The 21,670-nt window shown below is 69.9% G+C and carries 2 protein-coding genes; one reads left to right on the forward strand and one right to left on the reverse strand.

Going from position 1 to position 21,670, the window contains the following annotated elements:
- Window positions 1–221: 221 nt before the first annotated feature.
- Window positions 222–19,985 carry a non-ribosomal peptide synthase/polyketide synthase gene (locus DN051_RS01435; protein ID WP_162624772.1) on the reverse strand — a complete coding sequence of 6,588 codons (19,764 nt, stop codon included), beginning with the start codon at window positions 19,983–19,985 and terminating at the stop codon, window positions 222–224.
- 75 nt (window positions 19,986–20,060) lie between these two features.
- Here DN051_RS01435 and DN051_RS01440 point away from each other — a divergent pair, with 75 nt between their 5' ends.
- Entirely contained in the window at window positions 20,061–21,641 is a 1,581-nt protein-coding gene (locus tag DN051_RS01440; protein ID WP_112437672.1) for an IS1182 family transposase, read from the forward strand.
- Window positions 21,642–21,670 lie beyond the last annotated feature (29 nt).

Consider the following 21,670-nt stretch of genomic DNA (forward strand, 5'->3'; position numbering starts at 1 on the left):
TCGACCTGTGCAGAAATTGCTGGTAGGGGACGCTGCCGCGGGAGGAAGCGGTCATGGTGATCTCCGGGCCGTCCCGGACGCGCAAGGCCCCGCATCCCCAGGTCTTCTCGGGTCCGCGGCTGTAGTCGAACTCTGCTTTGCTCCGGTGTCCGTCAGATGACCAGGCGGGTACGGGCGGGACTCGTGGGGCCCACGCGCGATCTCGCGCGTGGGCCCCGACGTCACTGCGAACGCCTCGCCAAGACGGCAGCCAGTGCTGCCCCCACCTGACGCAGGGGCTCGGGCTGCGTCATGTCGTTATGTGCGGAGGCAACGGGATGGACGTGCAGGCGCCCGGTGAAGTAGGGCGCCCACCGCCGGCGGACCTCCTCCGGAGAAAACCCGGTATCGGTTGCGGGGAAGTGGAGGATGTCGCCGGCGAAGTGTCCCGGCGGGGTGCGCCGGACCATCCCCCAGTTGTCGCGAGTGTTCTGGATCACCCCTCGGATGTGGTCCTCGGTCAGCTCCTTCAGGGCCGGGATCTCCTCCTGGATGATCTTCAATGTCTCGGGCACGGTGAGGGGATGGTCCGGGGTGTCCACCGGGTGCCCGAGGGCGTGCAGGAGCTGAACCATGATGGTGTGGTCGTCGGCCTCCTCGTGCGGGGCGTCGGTGTCCGGCGGGTAGGCGTCCATGACGGCCAGCAGAGCCACCTCGTGCCCCGCCTGCTGGAGCCGTACCGCGACGGCGTGCCCGAGGTTGCCTCCCATGGACCAGCCGAGCAGGTGGTAGGGGCCGCTCGGCTGAACGCTCGTGATGTGGTCGACGTACCAGGTGACCAGCGCGTTGAGGTCGGACGGGGCCGCCTGCGCGAGCGTGACGCCCGGAGCCTGCAGTCCGTACACCGGTTGGTCGGCGTCGAGATGCCGCACCAGACCGATGTAGGACAGGCCGATACCGCTGGCGGGGGGCAGGCAGAACAGCGGCGGCCGGTCTCCGTGCCTGCGTAGCGCCACCACCGGCTGGAAGAGGTCCTCCTCGGTGCCGGTGCCCAGCAGCGAGGCCAGGCCCGCCACGGTGGGGTTCTGGAACACGCTCACGAGTGACAGTTGTGTGCCGGTGGCGTTGCGGATCTCACCCAACAGCCGCACGGCAAGCAGCGAGTGCCCACCCAGTTCGAAGAAGTTGTCGTCCACCCCGACCACAGGAAGGCCGAGAACATCGGCGAACACCTCGCGGAGCAGGTATTCGTGGGAGGTTCCCGGTTGCCTGCTCGTGGGTGCGGTGGAGTGATCCGGGGCCGGCAGCGCCGTGCGGTCGAGCTTGCCGTTCACCGTCAACGGCAGCCCGTCCACCATCTGGACGATCGCGGACGGCACCATGTACTCCGGCAACACGGCTGACAGGCCGGCACGGACTTCCGCCATGTCCACAGCGCCGTCCGAACCGCCCACCGGGACGATGTATCCGGTGAGGCGTCTGTCGCCTGGCTGGTCTTCCCGGACCACCACCGCGGCCTGGCCCACCGACGGGTGGGTGAGCAGCGCGGCCTCGATCTCGCCGAGCTCGATGCGGAAGCCACGGACCTTGACCTGGTCATCGGTACGCCCCAGATACTCCAGAGCACCCTCGGTGTTCCACCGGGCCAGATCCCCGGTGCGATACATCCGCTCACCCGGCCCGCCATGGGGGCTGGCAACGAAGCGTTCAGCGGTCAGTCCGGGCCGGTTGACATATCCCCGGGCCAGCTGCACACCGCCCAGATACAGCTCCCCAGCCACCCCGGCCGGCACCGGGCGCAACGCCGCGTCCAGCACGAACACCTGCGTGTTCCAGACCGGGCGACCGATCGGCACCACACCACCGGCCTCAACACCCGGTTCACAGGTGAAAGCGGTCACGTCGATGGACGCTTCCGTCGGCCCGTACAGGTTGTGCAGTGGAATGTCCAAGGAGGCCGCGAACCGGTCCCACAGCTCGGCAGGCAGGGCCTCACCGCTGGCCATGACCGCGCGCAGTGACGGCAGCGTCCACCGCGACGTCTCGGCCGCCGTCACGAACACCTGAAGCATCGACGGCACGAAGTGAGCGATCGTCACATGCTCGCGCCGGATCAGCTCGGCCAGATACGCCGGGTCACGGTGACCGCCAGGACGGGCCACCACAAGGGTGGCCCCCTCCAGCAGCGGCCAGAAGAACTCCCACACCGACACGTCGAACCCGAACGGCGTCTTCTGCACCACCCGGTCCTCCGGGGTCAGGCGGTAAGCGTCCTGCATCCACGCCAACCGGTTCACGACACCCGCATGCGGAACCGCCACACCCTTCGGACGCCCGGTCGATCCCGAGGTGTAAATGACGTAGGCGGGATGGGCCGGTAGGAGCACCCCGCCGCGGTCGGCGTCCGACAAGTCCCCGTCAGCCGGTCCGGCCAGCTCGGCCACGGTCGCGGGGTCGTCCAGCACCACACGTGCCACGTTCTCCGGCAGCACACCCTCGACCTCACGGGTGGTCACCACCAGCGCCGGCTGCGCATCCCGCAGCACGTAAGCCACACGCTCCGCCGGATACTCCGGATCGATCGGCACATACGCCCCACCGGCCTTGACCACGGCAAGCAGGGCAACGACCAGATCCGGCGAGCGATCCATCATCACCGCCACCCGGCGCTCCGGGCCCGCACCACGCGCCACCAGCAACCGCGCCAACCGGTTGGCCCGCGCGTTCAGCTCCGCATACGTGAGATGGAACCCCTCGAACAGCACCGCAGTCCCGTCCGGAGTACGGGCAGCCTGGGCCTGGAACAACTCGGGAAGAGTCCCGGGGCCAACATCGCGCGCCGTGTCGTTCCAGTCGACGAGCAGCCGCTCCCGCTCGACGGCTTGGAGCACCTCGACCTGGCTGAGTGCGCTCGACGGTGACGTTTCCAGCGCCGACACGATGGCGTCGGCCGCCGTGGTCACCATCGAGGCGAGGGCGCGCGGATCGATCGGGGAGACCGTCTGAGCCTTCACGACCAAGCCCTCACCGGTGTCGTCGATACTGACCGTGACCGGGTAGTTGGTGCGCTCGTGCGCCTGGAGCAGATCCACACCGTCAAGCCCGGCGCCGGCAGCGGCGGCCTCGCTGTGGCGGTAGTTGAACAGCGAGGTGAACAGCGGGGTCTGAGCGGAAACTCCGCTGGCCTGCTGCGCCACCGCCAACGGAGCGTGCTCGTGCACCAGCAACTCCGCGAGCTGTTGCTGCATCCCCCGCACCGCTTCCAGCACGCCCCCGGCACTCGCGCTCACCCGGACGGGAAGGGTGTTCATGAACAGTCCCGGCACCCGGTCCGCGCCGGTTCCGGCGTTCATCCGGCCGAACAGCACAGTTCCGAACACCACGTCGTCACGGCCCGAGGTGGCTGACACGACACGCGCCCAGGCGAGGTGGAACAGCGTCGCCGGGCTGACACCCAGGCTCCGGGCCTGCTCCCGCAGCCGCACCGCGAGGCCCTCGTCCAGCGGCGTCCGCGCCTCAGCCACGTCACGGCCGTCTCCGAGTACGTCCAGTAGGCCGTACGGCGCCGTCGGCTCGCTGACATCGCCGAGCAGGTCCGTGAAGAACGTCTCGTGTTCCTGGGAGGAGACTCCCGACCTGGCCTGCCCGACGAACTCCCGGAACGGCAGCGGCTCGGGCAGAGTGCCCTGCCGCCCGTCGAGGAAGGCGGCCACCTCACTCATGACCACGTCCAACGCGGTGTGGTCCTGGATCAGGTGATGAACCTGCAGGACCGCCATCCAGCGGTCCCCGCCCGGCTGCCGGGCCAGATGAACGTGCAGCAACGGGCCTCGGGAGAGGTCCATGCGCGGCGGGCATTCCGCGAGGAGCCGGTCCGCCGCGTCCGAGCCGTCATGGTCCGTCTCTACGGGGAGGTTCACTTCCCGCACGGCAAGTGTTGCCTGGCGCGCCACCACCTGGACCGGTTCGCGCAGCCCCTCCCAGGCGAAGGAAGTCCGCAGAATGTCATGCCGGTCGACGACCCGCTGCACTGCGGCGAGGAACGCCTCCACCCGCGCCCGGGAATCGAATCCCAGCACGATCGGCAGGACGTAGGGGTCGCCGGCGTTCCCACTCTCCATCAGGGAGTGAAAGAGGATCCCCTCCTGCAGCGGAGCCAGTGGGTAGATGTCGGCGATGTTGGCAGCCCCTCCCGGAACGGCGGCGGCGATCCGATCGATCTCCTCGCCGGTGAGGTCGACCAGCGTCACCATCTCCGGCGTGATCACCGTGGCGTCGGCGGGGATGCCGTTCTGCGGAACGGTCACCTGCCCGGCCGCCTGTTCGACGGCCGCGGCCAGCTCCGCCACTGTCGGGCTGACGAACAGCGAGCGGACATCCACGGCGATGCCCCGCTCTCGCGCCCGCTCCACGAGCGTCACTGCGAGCAGGGAGTGTCCGCCAAGTTCGAAGAAGTTGTCGTCGACCCCGACCTGGGGCAGGTCGAGCACCTCGGCGAAGACCGCACACAGGATCTCCTCCTGCGGACTCGACGGACCCCGGCCGGTGACTCCGGCGCCGTAATCGGGGGCGGGCAACGCTTTGCGGTCCAGCTTGCGGTTCACCGTGAGCGGGAGCGCGTCCAGTTCGACGATCGCCGCCGGCACCATGTAGTCCGGCAGCAGTTTGGCGACGTGGGCGCGCAGTGCGGAACTGTCAGTCTGCAGTGCCAGATCCCCGGTGGGAACGACATAGCCGACCAAGCGCTTGTCGCCGGGCTGGTCCTCGCGGACGATGACGGCGGCCTGGCCCACGGCCGCGTGCGAGGCCAGAGCCGCCTCGACCTCACCGAGTTCGATGCGGAAGCCGCGAATCTTGACCTGGTGGTCGGTTCGGCCGAGATACTCGAGCTGGCCGTCGGGGTTCCAGCGGGCCAGGTCTCCGGTGCGGTACATGCGCTCGCCGGGCGTGCCGTAGGCATTGGCGACGAAGCGTTCCGCGGTCAGCGCGGGCCGATTGACGTATCCCCGGGCCAGCTGCACACCGGCCAGATACAACTCGCCGGCGACGCCGGGGGGTACCGGTCGCAGTGCGGAGTCCAGCACGTAAGCGCGCATGTTCCACAGGGGTGCGCCGATGGGCGGAACGCCGGACCCGGACAAGGGAGCGCTGGCCAGCGAGGCGACGGTCGCTTCTGTCGGCCCGTAGATGTTCAGCATGAGCCGGCCGCGAGACCACCGCTCAGCGGTCTCCGGCGGGCACACGTCACCGGCGACCACCAGGGTCATCTCCTCCGGGAGACCGCCCGCGGAGGCGAGCAGCGGCAGGGTCGCGGGGGGCAGGGTCGCGTGTGTGACGCGCTGCCTGGCGGCCAGCTGCGCCAACGGCGCACCGGGAGACATCTGGTCCGCGGAAGCCAGGACCACGGCCGCACCCGCCAGCCATGCCGGCCACATGTCGGCCACCGACGCGTCGAAGCTGGGCGAGGCGAACTGAAGCAGCCGGCTTTCGGGTCCGACCTGGAGCCGCTCGATGTGGTCGGCGGCAAGGTTCGGCACGCCCCGGTGGGTGACCAGGACGCCCTTGGGGCTGCCGGTGGAGCCGGAGGTGTAGATGACGTAGGCGGGGTGGCCGATCAACAGCGGGCCATGGCGTTCGGCGTCGGTCACGTCGTGGCCGGGGTAGCCAGCCAGGTCTTCCCGCAGCTGCGCCTCCTCCAGCGACAGTCGCAGCACGTCGGCCGGCGGCACTTCGTCCTGCGCTGCTTCGCCGGTGATGAGGACGGCCGGTCCGGCGTCGGTGAGCATGTAGGCGATCCGATCCGCCGGATAGCGCGGATCGATCGGCAGGTAGGCGCCCCCGGCTTTCAGCACCGCCAGGATGGCCACGATGAGGTCGATCGACCGCGGCAGTGCCAGAGCGACGATGTCCTCAGGCTGTACGCCGTGGTCGATGAACAGTCGGGCAAGCTGGTTGGCGCGGGTGTTGAGTTCCGCGTAGGACAGCTCGGTGTCGTCGAACACGACCGCGGTCGCGTCCGGGGTACGCGCGGCTTGGGCCTGGAACAGCTCGGGAAGGGTCGCGAGGGGAACATCGCGGGCGGTGTCGTTCCATTCGACCAGGATGCGATCCCGTTCGACGGCGTCGAGCACCTCTACGCGGCTCACCGGCATGGACGGATCGGCGGTCACTGTCTCCAGGACCCGAACAAAACGTTCGGCGATACCGGCGGCGGTGTGATGGTCGAACAGGTCAGCGGCGTAGGTGAGGACGCCGTGCAGGCCCGCGGGGGTTCCGTCGTCGGTGAGGTGTTCGTTGAGCTGGACGTCCAGGTCGAACTTGGCAGGACCGTTGCCGGTGGGCAGCACCTCGACGTTCAGGCCGGGCAGGTCCAGTCTGGCCTGTGCGTTGTTCTGCAGGGTGAGCATGACCTGGAACAGGGGATGGCGGGCCATCGACCGGGCCGGGGTGAGCTCCTCCACCAGCCGTTCGAACGGCACGTCCTGGTGCGCGTAGGCGTTCAGTGCGCGCTCACGGATGCGCTCGAGGAGCTGTGTGAAGTCGGGGTTCCCCGACACGTCGGAGCGCAGGACGAGGGTGTTGACGAAGAATCCGACCAGGTCGTCAAGTGCCTCATCGGTCCGTCCGGCGACGGGAGTACCGATAGGGATGTCCTCCCCGGCACCGTGGCGGTTGAGCAGGACGGCCAGTGCCGCCTGCATCACCATGAACACGGTCACACCCTGCACCCGGGCCAGATCCACGACCGCCCGGTGCACCTCGGCGTCGATGTGCAGGTCGACCGTACCGCCCCGGTGGGAGGCCACGGGGGGACGCGGCCGGTCGGCCGGCAACGCCAGTTCCTGCGGCACCCCGTCCAGCGCGCCGCGCCAATACGTCAACTGCTCCGACAGCAGACTGCCGGCATCGGACGCGTCGCCCAGCAACTCCCGCTGCCACAGGCTGTAGTCGGCGTACTGAACGGGCAGGGACGCCCATGTGGGGACCTCACCGGCGGAGCGGGCGGCGTAGGCCGTCGACAGATCGTGGGCCAGCGGGCCCAGGGACCACCCGTCACCGGCGATGTGATGCATCACCATGATGAGTACGTGCTCGTCGGGGCGGATGCGCAGCAGGCTGGCGCGCAGTGGGGTCTCGCCCGCCAGGTCGAACCGGTGGCCCGCCGCCTCGGCGACCAACCGGGTCAGCCCGGACTGGGCGACCTGTTCGGTGTCGACGGTGGTGAGCAGGTCACCGATCGTGTCGGTGTCCACGATCCGCTGGTAGGGCCGGCCGTCCACGGTGGTGATCAGCGTGCGCAGGACCTCGTGCCGGCCCACCACATCGCGCAACGCTGCGCGCAGAGCATCGGTGTCCAGCGTGCCGGTCAGCCGCAGCGCCATCGGGATGTTGTAGGTCGCCGACGGGCCTTCCAGCTCGCTCAGGAACCACAGCCGCTGCTGCGCGAACGACAACGGCACCAACTCCGGCCGCTGCGCAGGCGCCAAGGGAAGCCGGGACACACTGGAAGTGGTCAGTCGGCCGGCGAGAGCGGCCGGGGTGGGAGTCTCGAACAACGTCCTGATCGGTACTTCTACTCCGAACACGGACCGGATGCGGCTGACCAGGCGGGTCGCGAGCAGGGAGTGCCCGCCGAGGTCGAAGAAGTTGTCGTCGACCCCGACCTGGGGCAGATCGAGCACCTCGGCGAAGACCGCGCACAGGATTTCCTCCTGCACGTTTGCCGGACCCCGGCCGCCGGCATCGGTGCCGTAGTCGGGGGCGGGCAGCGCCTTGCGGTCCAGCTTGCGGTTCGCCGTGAGCGGGAGTATTTCCAGTTCGACGATCGCCGCCGGCACCATGTAGTCCGGCAGCAGGCTGGCGACGTGGGCGCGCAGGGCGGAACTGCCAGTCTGCAGTGCCAGGTCCCCGGTGGGAACGACGTAGCCGACCAAGCGCTTGTCGCCGGGCTGGTCCTCACGCACGATGACGGCGGCCTGAGCGGCGGCCGGGTGCGAGGCCAGAGCCGCCTCGACCTCACCGAGTTCGATACGGAAGCCACGAATCTTGACCTGGTCGTCGGTACGGCCCAAATACTCCAGCTGCCCGTCAGTGTTCCACCGGGCCAGGTCACCAGTCCGGTACATCCGCTCGCCCGGCCCGCCGTAAGGGTTGGCGACGAACCGCTCCGCGGTCAACCCCGGCCGGTCGAGGTATCCCCGGGCCAGGCCCGTCCCGGACACATACAACTCCCCCGCCACCCCGACCGGCACCGGCCGCAACGCAGCGTCCAGCACAAACACCCGGGTGTTGGTGATCGGCTCCCCGATGTACGGGATCGCGCTGTCGGCGCCCAGCACCCCCATCGTCGTGCAGACCGTCGACTCGGTCGGGCCGTAGGCGTTGACCAGGCGACGCCCCGCCGCCCACCGGCTGACGAGATCCGGCCGCAGCGACTCACCGGCCGTCACCAACGATGTCACCGTGGGCAGGCTGTCCGCAGCGAGCTCGGCCAGCATGACAGGCGGCAGCGTCACATGAGTCACCTTGCCGGCGGTGATGAAGCGAGCCAGCGCCGACCCGCCCACCAGGTCCTCCTGAGCCGCCAGGACAAGGCCGGCCCCGCTGCACAACGTCACCGCGATCTCTGCCGTCGCGGCGTCGAAACTGGGTGAGGCGAACTGCAGGACGCGGCTCTCAGCCGTGATCGCGAACTTCTCGGCCTGTGCGTCGACCAGGCTCGACAGGCCGTGGTGCGTGACGGTGACGCCCTTGGGGCGGCCGGTGGAGCCGGAGGTGTAGATGACGTAGGCGGGGTGGGCCGTCAGCAGGGAACCGTGGCGCTCGGTGTCCGACAGGTCGTCGTCGGGCAGGACCGACAGGGCCTGTCGCAGCTGGGGATCATCGAGGGAAAGCTGTGTGACGTCGGTCGCGGTCAGTTTCTCCTGCGCCGCTTCGCTGGTGATGACGAGTGCGGGCCGGCCGTCGGTGAGCAGGTAGGCGATCCGGTCGGCCGGGTAGGCGGGGTCGACCGGGAGGTAGGCGCCGCCGGCCTTGGTCACGGCCAGGATGGCGACGACGAGGTCGATCGACCGCGGCAGCGCCAGGGCGACCAGTCGTTCCGGTCCGACGCCGTGCTCGACCAGGAGGCGGGCGAGCCGGTTGGCGCGGCCGTTGAGCTCGGCGTAGGAGAGTTCGGTGTCGCCGAACACGACGGCGGTGGCGTCCGGGGTGCGGGCGGCCTGAGCCTGGAACAGCTCGGGCAGCGTCACCGCCGGCACGTCGCGTGCGGTGTCGTTCCAGTCCACCACGACACGGCGGCGCTCATCGGCACCCAGCACATCGAGGCGGCCCACCGGAAGGTCGGGGTCGGCCGTCACCGCGTTCAGCACCTCTACAAGCCGGTCGACGAGCATGTCGACGGTCGCGCGGTCGAACAGATCGACGGCGAACGTGACTATTCCGTTCACACCGGCGGCATCGCCCTCGGCGTCGAATGCCTCCGCCAGAACGAAGGACAAGTCGAAGACCGGATTGTCGCCGACCTCGAGTCTCTCTATGTCCAGTCCGGGCAGATCGAGCGTGGCAGGCGCGACGTTCTGCAACACGAGCATGGTCTGGAAGAGGGGGTGGCGCGCCGTGGATCGGGCGGGGGCGAGGTCTTCCACCAGTCGCTCGAACGGCAGGTCCTGGTGGGCGAGGGCGTTGAGGCTTTCGTCCCGGACGCGGTGGAGCGTGTCTCGGAAGGTGGGGTCGCCGGACAGGTCGTTGCGGATGACGAGGGTGTTGATGAAGAAGCCGACGAGCTGGTCGAGATTTTCGTCGGTGCGTCCGGCGATGGGGGTGCCGATGGGGATGTCGGTGCCCGCGCCGAGGCGGGAGAACAGTGTCGCCAGTGCGGCGTTGAGCACCATGAACATGGTGACGCCTTCGGCGCGTGCCAGGTCGGTCAGCCGCTGGTGCAGGCCGGCGTCGATGTGCAGGCCGGAGGTGTCGCCTCGATGGGTGGCCGTCCGGGGTCGGGACCGGTCGGTGGGCAGGGCGAGCTCTTCCGGGAGCCCGGCCAGCCTGTCCCGCCAGTAGGCAAGTTGCGTGTTGTGCAGGCTTGCGGGGTCGTCCGGGTCGCCGAGGAGGTCACGCTGCCAGAGGGTGTAGTCGGCGTACTGGACCGGCAGGGGCTCCCGGACGGGAGGCCGGCCGCCGGTCCGGGCCGTGTAGGCGGCCGACACGTCACTCGCCAGGGGGCCCAACGACCATGCGTCGGCGGCGATGTGGTGCACCACGATCACCAGCACGTGCTCCTGCGGGCTCAGCCTGAAGAGCCAGGCTCGCAGCGGGATGTCGGTGCGGAGCTCGAACGCGGAGCGCGATACCCGCTCAACCTCCTCTCGCAGGTCTGCCTCGGCGACGTCGATGAGCGGCACGTCGAAGGGCACGGACTCCGAGGGGAGAACCACCTGCTGCGGCGTGCCGTCGGGGGCCGGGAAAACGGTCCGCAGCACTTCGTGCCGGACGAGGACGTCGCGCAGGGCGGCACGTGTCGCCTCGATGTCCAGGTCGCCCGTCAGACGCAGGGCCACCGGGATGTTGTAGTTGGCGTTTCCGCCTTCGAGTTCACGCACCAACCACAGCCGTGTCTGGGCGAAGGACGGCGGCAGGACGTCGGGCCGCGGCCTGCGCGTGACCCGGGACCGCGTCTCGTCCATGCCCTCCAGCCGGGCTGCGAGACCGGCGACCGTGGGGCTTTCGAACAGGGCACGGATCGGCACCTCCACCCCGAGCACCGTGCGGATGCGGCTGACCAGCCGTACGGCGAGCAGCGAGTGGCCGCCGAGGTCGAAGAAGTTGTCGTCCGCTCCGACGTACGGCAGGCCGAGGATGCCGGCGAACACCTGGCACAGGAGTTCTTCCTGGAGCGTCCGCGGCTCCCGGCTCCCCTCGGTCGTCTCGTACGCCGGTGCGGGGAGGGCTTGGCGGTCGAGCTTCCCGTTGGCGGTGAGTGGGAGTGCGTCCAGGACCACCACTGCCGACGGGACCATGTAGTCGGGCAGCAGACCGGAGACGTGGGTGCGGACGGCGGCGCCGTCCACGTCCGCTCCCGCGACGACGTAGCCGATGATGCGCTTGTCGCCGGGACGGTCCTCGCGGACGAGCAGGGCGGCCTGCGTGACCGCGGGGTGGGAGGTGAGGGCGGCTTCGATCTCGCCGAGCTCGATGCGGAAACCGCGGATCTTGACCTGGTCGTCGGTGCGGCCCAGATGCTCCAGTTGCCCGTCGGTGTTCCACCGGGCCAGGTCGCCGGTCCGGTACATCCGCTCGCCGGGCGAGCCGTAGGGGTTGGCGACGAAGCGCTCGGCGGTGAGCGCGGGGCGGTGGAGGTATCCGCGGGCGAGTTGGGCGCCGGCGACGTACAGCTCGCCGGGGGTGCCGGGGGCAACCGGCCGCAAGGCGGAGTCGAGAACGTAGGTTCGGGTGTTCCACATCGGGCGGCCGATGGGCGTGATCCCCTGGCTGATGTCGCCGGCGGCGTTCACGGGGTGGTCGGTGCAGCCGACGGTGGTCTCGGTCGGTCCGTAGTGGTTGACGACGTGCACGTCCGGGTGGTCGCGGTGCCACTGCTGGACTTGCGCCGTGCGCAGGGGTTCTCCGCCGAGCATGAGCTGGCCGGTGGGCGCCCAGTTGCCGGGGAGGGTCTGGAGGAACGCCAGGTGGCTGGGTGTGGCCTTGAGGAAGGTGATCTCGTGGTCGGCGAGGGCGGCGGGGAGGGTTTCGTCCCAGGTGGCGATGTGGAGGCGTCCGCCGCTGGTGAGCGCGCCGTACAGGGCGGTGACGCCGAGGTCGAAGGCTATGGACGCGTGGAGCAGGGTGCTTCCGCTGAGGTGGGGATAGGCGTGCCGGGTGCGGGCGATGTAGTTGACCACGCCCTGGTGGGTGATGGCCACGCCCTTCGGCCGTCCGGTGGAGCCGGAGGTGTAGATGACGTACGCCGGGTGCGCGGGCAGCAACAGGCCGTGCCGCTCGGCGTCCTCGAGGTCGCCGGCGGGCAAGCCGTCGAGGACGTCCGTCGTGTGCGGGTCGTCGAGAACGAGCCGACGGACGTTCCCCTCCGGGTGGACGGCTTCCGTGGTGACCAGGAGCGCCGGCCGTGCGTCGGTGAGCAGGTAGGCGATCCGGTCGGCGGGGTGGTCGGGGTCGATGGGGAGGTAGGCGCCGCCTGTCTTCAGTACGGCGAGGACGGCGACGATGAGGTCGGTCGAGCGGGGCAGCGCCAGGGCGACGAGTTGTTCGGGGCCGGCGCCGCGTGTGACGAGGAGGCGGGCGAGCTGGTTGGCGCGTGCGTTGAGGTCGGCGTAGGACACCTCGCTGTCCTCGAACACGATGGCGGTGGCGTCCGGCGTGCGGGCCGCCTGCGCCTGGAACAGCTCCGGAAGCGTTGACGCCGGCACCTCGTGTGCCGTGTCGTTCCATTCCGTGAGGACCTGGCGGCGTTCGGCCGGGCTGAGCAGGTCGATGCCGGTGACGGGCTGGGCGGTGTCGGTGGCCACGGCGTCGAGGAGCCGCACGAGCCGTTCGACGAGGGTGACGACCGTGGTGTGGTCGAACAGATCGGTCGCGTAGGTGATGACGCCGGTCAGGCCGCTCGGCCGGCCGTGGGGAGCGAAGTTCTCCTGGAGTTGGATGTCGAGGTCGAACTTGGCCGGCTGGTCGCCGCTGGGCAGCGGGGCAGCGTCGAGCCTCGGCAGGTCGAGGCTGGGCGATGTGGTGTTCTGCAGGCCCAGCATGATCTGGAACAGCGGGTGGCGGGCCAGGGACCGGGCGGGTGCCAGGTCCTCCACCAACCGTTCGAACGGCACGTCCTGGCGGGCGAGGGCGCCCAGGCTCTGCTCGCGGACGCGGCGCAGCATCTCCCGGAAGGACGGGTTGCCCGACACATCGGTACGGATCACCAAGGTATTCACGAAGAACCCGACGAGCTCGTCCAGACTCTCGTCGGTGCGGCCGGCCACTGACGTGCCGATGGGGATGTCGGTGCCAGCGCCGAGGCGGGACAGCAGTGTCGCCACTGCGGCGTTGAGCACCATGAACATGGTGACGCCTTCGGCGCGGGCCAGGGCGCTGAGCTGCTCGTGCAGGTCGGCGTCGATGTGCAGGCGCGCGGTGCCGCCGCGGTGGGTGGCCACGGGGGGCCGGGGGCGGTCGCTGGGCAGGGCGAGCTCCTCCGGCAGACCGGCCAGTTCCTGCCGCCAGTAGCCGAGCTGCGCGTTGTGCAGGCTTCCGGGGTCGTCGGGGTCTCCCAGGAGGTGGCGCTGCCAGAGGGCGTAGTCGGCGTACTGGACCGGGAGCGGTTGCCACGCGGGGGCGTGGCCGCCCGACCGGGCGGCGTACGCGGTGGAGATGTCCCGCGCCAGGGGGGCGAGCGACCAGCCGTCGCCGGCGATGTGATGGAGGACCAGGACCAGGACGTGGTCCTGCGGCGCCACCGTGAACAGACGTGCCCTCAGCGGGACATCGCGGGCGAGGTCGAAGGGGCGGTGCGACTCGTTGGCCACCGCCTGCTCGAGCTCGCTCTCCGGCACCTCGGCCGTGGGCAGCTGGAGGTCGATCGCGTCCGGGCTGAGGATGTGCTGCTCCGGTGTGCCGTCGACGCTCGGGAAGACGGTGCGGAGGGCTTCGTGCCGGGCGATGACGTCGGTCAGGGCGGTCCGCAGAGCGTCGTGGTCGAGGTCTCCGGTGAGACGGAGGGCGATGGGGATGTTGTAGAGCCCGGAGGGTCCTTCGAGTTCGCCGAGGAACCACAGGCGTTGCTGGGCGAAGGACAGCGGCACCGAGGCGGGGCGCGGCATGGTGGTCAGCCTCTGGCGTGCCGTCTCGGAGTCCGTCACGCGCTGGGCGAGTCCTGCCACAGTGGGGGTTTCGAACAGGGCCCGGATCGGGATCTCCGCCCCGAGGGTGGTGCGGATGCGGCTGACCAGGCGGGTGGCCAGCAGGGAGTGCCCGCCGAGGTCGAAGAAGTTGTCGTCCACCCCGACGTGCGGCAGGCCGAGGACGTCGGCGAACGCCTGGCCGAGGAGTTCTTCCTGCAGGGTCCGTGACGCGCGGCCCGGGCTGGTGGCGGTGTAGTCGGGGGCGGGCAGGGCCTTGCGGTCCAGCTTGCCGTTCACCGTGAGCGGGAGCGCGTCCAGGACCACCACGGCGGAGGGCACCATGTAGTCGGGCAGCAGCCCCGACACGTACTCCCGGACCGCCGCGCCGTCGAGGGCGGCGTCGTTCGTGTTGTCGCCCGGGACGACGTAGCCGACGAGGCGCTTGTCTCCGGGCCTGTCCTCGCGGACGACCACGTTGGCCTGGGCGATGTCGGGATGGGAGGCCAGTGCGGTTTCGATCTCGGAGGGTTCGATGCGGAAACCGCGGATCTTGACCTGGTCGTCGGTGCGGGCGAGGAATTCGAGCTGTCCGTCAGCGGTCCAGCGGACCAGGTCTCCGGTGCGGTACATCCGCTCGCCCGGCCCGTCGTACGGGTTCGCGACGAACCGCTCGCCGGTCAGCCCCGGCCGATCGAGATATCCCCGGGCCAGCCCGGCCCCGGACACATACAACTCCCCCGCCACCCCGATCGGCACCGGCCGCAACGCGGCGTCCAGTACGTACAGCCGATTGCCGGAGACCGGTCTGCCGATCGGTACGGCACCGCCCTCGACCCGCTCCACCAGGTACCAGGTCGCGAACGTCGTCGTCTCCGTCGGCCCGTACACGTGCAGCAGGTGCTTCGGCCCGGCGAGCTCCATGACCCGCCGAACGCTCAGAGGGTCCACCGCCTCGCCGCCGAACAGCAGGTACCGCAGGCGTCCGAGCCCCTCGTGCGACTCCGCCGCCAGGCGGTTGAACAGCGCGGTGGTGACGAACATGGCGGTGATCCCGCTGCGCTCGATCTGCGCGGTGAGCCGTTCGGGCGACAGCAGCACATCCCGGTCGACGCCCACCAGCTTCGCACCGTTGGTCAGCGCACCCCAGATCTCGAACGTGGCCGCGTCGAACGACACCGACGACGCCTGAGCAACGACATCGTCAGTGCCCAGCGCAACGTAGTTCGCCTGCCGAACGAGGCGGACGACGGCCTGCTGCGGTACGACCACGCCCTTGGGACGCCCCGTCGATCCGGAGGTGTAGATCACGTACGCCGCGTGGACGGCCGGCTGCCTGCCACCCCGGTCCGCGTCCGACAGGTCCTCCCCACCGAGATCCGCCAGCTCCGCGGACGTGGCGGGATCGTCCACCACCACGCGCTCCTCAGGGATGTCCGCACGGACATGGGCCTGTTGCGTGACCAGCAGAGCCGGCCGGGCGTCCGCCAGCATGAAAGCGATCCGGTCAGCCGGATAAGTCGGGTCGATCGGCACGTACGCCGCCCCCGCCTTGACCGTCGCCAGCAGCGCGACCACCAGATCGGCCGAGCGGTCCATCATCACCGCCACCCGGTCCTCCGGCCTGACGCCGTGGGAGACCAGGATTCGCGCAAGACGGTTCGCCCGCGCGTTCAGCTCCGCGTAGGACAACTCGGCGTCGTCGAACTCGACCGCTGTGGCGCCCTGCATGCGGGCCACCTGGGCCTCGAACAACTCCGCCAGTGTGGCCTGCGGCACCTCCCGGCCGGTGTCGTTCCACTCGACGAGCACCTGCCTGCGTTCGATGTCGCTGAGGAGATCGATGCCAGTGACCGGAAGCGCGGGGTCCGTGGTGACGGCGTCGAGCACGCGGATGAGCCGCTGGACGAGCGAGTCCACGGTCGTGCGGTCGTACAGGTCCGCCGCGTAGGTGATGGTGCCGGTCAGACCTGCGGGGTGGCCGTCGGTGTGGGTTTCGCGGAGTTGGAGGTCGAGGTCGAACTTGGCGGGCTGGTCCCCGTTGGTCAGCAGGTGGCTGTCCAGGCCAGGCAGGTCGAGTGCAGGGTCGGTGGTGTTCTGCAGGGCGAGCATGACCTGGAACAGGGGGTGGCGGGCCATGGACCGGGCGGGTGCCAGATCCTCCACCAGCCTTTCGAACGGCACGTCCTGGTGGGCGAGGGCGCCCAGGCTCTGCTCGCGAACACGCTGCAGCACCTCCCGGAACGAAGGTGCGCGCGATACATCGGTACGGATCACCAGGGTGTTGACGAAGAACCCGACGAGGTCGTTCAGGCTCTCGTCGGTACGTCCGGCGACGGGGGTGCCGATGGGGATGTCGGTGCCCGCCCCCGAGCGGGAGAGCAGTGTCGCCAGTGCGGCGTTGAGCACCATGAACATGGTGGCGCCTTCGGCGCGGGCCAGCACGGTCAGCCGTGCGTGCAGGTCCGCGTCGACGCGGACGGCGGCTGTGGCGCCGCGGTGGGATGCCACCTGCGGCCGGGGGCGGTCGCTGGGCAGGGTGAGTTCTTCCGGCAGGCCGGCGAGGGTCTCACGCCAGTAGGTCAGCTGGGTGCTGTGCAGGCTTCGGGGGGCGTCCTCGTCCCCGAGGAGCTCACGCTGCCAGAGCGTGTAGTCGGCGTACTGGACCGGGAGTGGTTCCCAGGCGGGGGCGTGCCCGCCCGACCGGGCGGCGTACGCGGTGGAGATGTCCCTTGCCAGCGGTGCGAGTGACCACCCGTCACCGGCGATGTGGTGGAGGACAACCACGAGGACGTGGTCCTGCGGCGCCACCGTGAACAGCCGTGCCCGCAGCGGGATCTCGCGGCTGAGGTCGAAGCCGCGTGCGGCTTCCTCCCTGACGGCCTGGGCGATTCCGGCTTCGGCGACGTCGGTAGCGGGCATCTGGAGCTGGACGTCGATCGCGTCCGGGCCGAGGATGCGCTGGCTGGGCGAGCCGTCGACGCTCGGGAAGACGGTGCGCAGGACTTCGTGCCGGGTGATGACGTCGTGGATGGCGGTGCGAAGGGCCTCGTGGTCGATGTCTCCGGTGAGACGGAGGGCGATGGGGATGTTGTAGAGCCCGGAAGCGCCTTCGAGTTCACCGAGGAACCACAGCCGTTGCTGGGCGAATGACAGGGGTACGACCTCGGGGCGCGACCCGGTGGTCAGCCTCCGGCGCGCTGTCCCGGCGTCGGTCAGGCGGTCGGCGAGTCCGGCGACGGTGGGAGTTTCGAAGAGTGCCCGGATCGGGAGTTCCATTCCGAGGGTGGTGCGGACGCGGCTGACCAGACGCGTGGCCAGCAGCGAGTGGCCGCCGAGGTCGAAGAAGTTGTCGTCCATTCCGACCTTCGGCAGGCCGAGGACGTCGGCGAACATCTCGCACAGGAGCTGTTCCTGCGGGGTTCGAGGTTCCCGGCTCTCCTCGGTTGTCCCGTACGTGGGCGCGGGAAGGGCGTTGCGGTCCAGCTTGCCGTTCACGCTCAGCGGGAGCGCGTCAAGGACGACCACGGCCGAGGGCACCATGTGGTCGGGCAGCAGGCCGGTGAGGTGGCTGCGGACCGCGGCGCTGTCGACGTCCGGGGTGGTGGGAACGACGTAGCCGACCAGGCGCTTGTCGCCGGGCTGGTCCTCGCGGACGATGACGGCTGCCTGGGCGACGGCCGGGTGCGAAGCCAGGGCGGCTTCGACCTCACCGGGCTCGATGCGGAAGCCGCGAATCTTGACCTGGTGGTCGGTTCGGCCGAGGTATTCCAGCTGTCCGTCGGTGGTCCAGCTGGCCAGGTCGCCGGTGCGGTACATGCGCTCGCCGCGCGGACCGTGGGGGTTGGCGACGAAGCGCTCGGCGGTGAGGCCGGGACGCTTGAGGTAGCCGCGGGCGAGGCCGGGGCCGGTGATGTAGAGCTCGCCGGGGACGCCGGGGGCGACGGGTTGCAGGGCGGTGTTCAGCACGTAGAGGCGGGTGTTGGTGATGGGAGCGCCGATGCGGACGTCAGTGGGAGGCGTGAGCTGGGCGGTGGTGGCGCAGACGGTGGATTCGGTGGGTCCGTAGGCATTGATGAGGGTGCGGTCGGCCGCCCAGCGGGTGACCTGGTGCGCAGGGAGGGCTTCGCCTGCGGTGATGAGGGTGGTGAGGTCGGGAAGGTCGTGAGGGTCGAGGTCGGGAAGGACGGCGGGGGGAAGGGTGGCGTGGGTGACGTTCTGGTGGGTGACGAGGCGGGTCAGCGCCGGGCCGGGAAGCAGGTCTTCGCGAGTGGCGGTGATGAGGGTGGCGCCGGTGCACAGGGTGACGGCGATCTCGGCGACGGCGGCGTCGAAACTGGGTGAGGCGAACTGCAGGACGCGGCTCTCAGCCGTGATCGCGAACTTCTCGGCCTGTGCGTCGACCAGGCTCGACAGGCCGTGGTGGGTGACGGTGACGCCCTTGGGGCGGCCGGTGGAGCCGGAGGTGTAGATGACGTAGGCGGGGTGGGCCGTCAGCAGGGAACCGTGGCGTTCCGTGTCCGACAGGTCGTCGTCGGGCAGGACCGACAGGGCCTGTCGCAGCTTGGGTTCGTCCAGGGACAACTGCGCAACGTCTGCGAGCGGCAGTTCGTCTTGCGCTGCTCCGCCGGTGATGACGAGTGCGGGCCGGCCGTCGGTGAGCAGGTAGGCGATCCGGTCGGCCGGGTAGGCGGGGTCGACCGGGAGGTAGGCGCCGCCGGCCTTGGTCACGGCCAGGATGGCGACGACGAGGTCGATCGACCGCGGCAGCGCCAGGGCGACCAGTCGTTCCGGTCCGACGCCGTGCTCGACCAGGAGGCGGGCGAGCCGGTTGGCGCGGCCGTTGAGCTCGGCGTAGGAGAGTTCGGTGTCGCCGAACACGACGGCGGTGGCGTCCGGGGTGCGGGCGGCCTGAGCCTGGAACAGCTCGGGCAGCGTCGCCGCCGGCACGTCGCGTGCGGTGTCGTTCCAGTCCACCAGGACACGGCGGCGCTCATCGGCACCCAGGACATCGATGTCGCCGAGAGGCGCATCCGGTGCGGATTCCAGCGCGGCGACCACTCCTTCGCCGACTGTCTCCATCATGGCGCACAGGACGTCGGGCGACCCGGGTGCGACGACGTGAGCGGTGAGGACGAACCCGTCGCCGGTGTCGTCGACGATCATTCCGACGGGGTAATTCGTCCGTTCCTGCATGAACAGCACATCCACGCCCGGAAGCCCGGCACGTGTCTGCTCGGAATCCGTCCTGCTGTGGCGGTAGTTCAGGAGCGAGGTGAACAGTGGGGCGTCCCCGCGTATCCCGCTCGTCTGCTGTGCCAGCGCGAGTGGCGCGTGTTCGTGCAGCAGCAACTCGGCCAACTGGGCCTGTACGGCGCGTACGACGTCCCGCGTGCCGGCGCCGCCGGTGCTGACACGGACCGGGAGGGTGTTGATGAACAGGCCCACGACCCGTTCGGCCCCCACGCCCATCCGGCCGAACAAGATCGTGCCGAAGACCACGTCATCGCGGCCCGAGGTCGCGGCCAGCACGCGGGCCCATATGACGTGGAACAACGTCGCCGGGCTCACACCGAGGCGCCGTGCCTGCTCACGGAGCCTGCCTGAGAGTCGCGGATCCATGAGGGCGGTGGACTCGGTGGCGCCCGAGCCGTCTCCATGGACATTCACCAGCCCGAACGGGGCGGTCGACTCGGTGACGTCGCCCAGCAGGCGACTGAAATACGTTTCGTGTTCCTGCCGTGACACCTGGCCTCGAGCCTGGGCGACGACGTCGCGGTACGGCGAGGGCGCGGGCAGCTCGTCGTCGCGTCCGTCGATGAACGCCTGCACCTCGCCCAGGATGACGTCCAGCGCGGTGTGGTCCTGGATCAGGTGGTGGACCTGCACCAGTGCGAGCCATGGCTCGCCGCCGGGCTGCGCGGCCACGTGCATACGGATCAGAGGAGCACTGCTGACGGTCATGGACGGGGGGCACTCCGCCAGCAGCCGCGCTACCAGTTCGTGGTCGGGCACCGCAGCATCGGCGTCACCGGGCAGCACGACCTCCTTCACCGGCAGCGCGGCGTGACGGAGCACCACCTGCACCGGCTCGGGCAGCCCTTCCCAGAGCACCGCGGTTCTCAAGTTGTCGTGCCGGTCCACCACTTTCTGCAGGGCGGTCACGAACTCGTCTAGAAGGCTGCTGAAAATCTCGGGTTCTGGCCCCGGCTCGGTGGAGTTGGGGCCAGTCTTGTGAGCATGCAGGGGGAATGGGCTGGGGAGTTGGTCGGGCCGGATGTGTGGGAGACCTGCCGGGAGTTGATCCCGGCCGGGAGTGTGTTCGCGTTCCTGGCCGAACATCGCGAGGCGCTGTTCCCGCCGTCGATGTTCGCGGACATGTATCCCTCGTCCAACGGGCGGCCGAGTCTGCCGCCGCAGGTGCTGGCCGCGACGGTGGTGTTGCAGAGCCTGCAGGGGCTGTCGGATTTCGAGACGGTCCAGGAACTGCGGTGTGACCTGCGGTGGAAGGCCGCTTGCGGGCTCGGGCTGTACGACATGGCGTTCGATCCGTCGCTGCTGACGTACTTCCGGCGTCGGCTGCGTCATTCGGCCGATCCGATGCGGATCTTCACCAAGGTCAAAGAGGTCGTGGCCGCGACCGGTGTGCTCAAGGGCAGGCAGCGGCGGGCGCTGGACTCCACCGTGCTCGATGACGCGGTGGCCACCCAGGACACCGTCACCCAGATCATCTCCGCGATCCGCCGGGTGATCCGCGAGGTTCCCGGCGCGGAGGAGGTGGCCGCGGGGCACTGCCGGGCGCACGACTACACCGACCCGGGCAAGCCGAGGATCGCCTGGGACGACGAGTCGGCCCGCGCCGCGCTGGCCGACGCGCTGGTCACCGACGCCCTCAACCTGCTCGGGCGCCTGCCCGAGCAGAACCTGGGCGAGAAGGCGGCGAACGCGGTCGGCCTGCTGGCCCTGGTCGCCGGCCAGGACGTGGAACCCGCCGAGGACTCCGACGGGCGCGATGGCCGCTGGCGTATCGCGAAGCGCACGGTGGCGGACCGGGCGGTGTCCACCGTCGACCCCGACACACGGCACATCCACAAGAACCGCACCCGTCACCAGGACGGCTTTAAAGGGCATGCGTCTTTCGAGCCGGAGACCGGCCTGTTCACGGCCGTCGCCCTGACCAGCGGCTACGGTCCCGACAATCACGAGGCCGCCGTCGCCTGCGAACTTCTGGAGGGGGAGGACGGCGAGTTAACCGTGCTCGGCGACTCTGCCTACGGCACCGGGGACCTGCGCGCACAACTGCAGGCCGACGGCCACACCCTGGTGATCAAGCCGCCACCGCTGCGGCAGGCCGTCCCCGGTGGCTACACCATCGATGATTTCCGTATCGACCAGGCCGCCGGCACCGCAACCTGCCCGGCCGGACACACCGCCAACCTCGGCCAGATCAAGGCAGGCAGCGCCCGCACCGCCCAGTTCAAGCGCGCATGCACCGGCTGTCCCCTGCGAGAGCGCTGCACCACCTCCAAGACCGGACGCACCCTCAACGTCCACCCCCACTACGAGCTGCTGGCCGCCGCCCGGTCACAGGCCGCCACCGACGTCGGCTGGCAGGACGAATACCGCCGATGGCGGCCACCTGTCGAACGCGCCATCGCCTGGCTCGTCGCCAAGGGCAACCGCCGGGTTCCCTACCGAGGCGTCATCGCCAACAACATCTGGCTCCACCACCGCGCCGCCGCTCTCAACCTCCGCCGACTGATCACCCTCGGACTCACCCGCACCAACACCACCTGGCACCTCGCCCCTGCCACCGCATAGCGAAAAGGGCCGCCCGGCCTACGGCCGGA

The sequence above is a fragment of the Streptomyces cadmiisoli genome (genome assembly GCF_003261055.1).
Lineage (GTDB): Bacteria > Actinomycetota > Actinomycetes > Streptomycetales > Streptomycetaceae > Streptomyces > Streptomyces cadmiisoli.